This is a genomic window from Vibrio marinisediminis (assembly GCF_014050145.1).
Taxonomy (GTDB): domain Bacteria; phylum Pseudomonadota; class Gammaproteobacteria; order Enterobacterales; family Vibrionaceae; genus Vibrio; species Vibrio marinisediminis.
Window position 1 is genome coordinate 1 of record NZ_JACFYF010000412.1, and the last position, 228, is coordinate 228.

Consider the following 228-nt stretch of genomic DNA (forward strand, 5'->3'; position numbering starts at 1 on the left):
CATTGGCCAGCTCCAGCGCTTCCTCTTCGGTCTTGAAGGTCGTCACGGACACGACCGGGCCGAAGATCTCTTCCTGGAAGACACGCATCTTGTTGTGCCCCTTCAGGATGGTCGGCTCGATATAGAAGCCATCCTTCAGATCGTCGGACACGTCAGCGACCTTGCCGCCGGTGAGCACTTCGGCCCCCTCTTCGACACCGATCTGGAAGTAGGACAGGATCTTGTCCT

General features: G+C 58.3%; 1 protein-coding gene. It reads right to left on the reverse strand.

All coding sequences use genetic code 11. From position 1 onward, the window contains the following. Positions 1 to 228 (reverse strand): aldehyde dehydrogenase family protein (locus H2O73_RS24470; protein WP_182110859.1); only part of this gene is annotated, 228 nt, incomplete at both ends.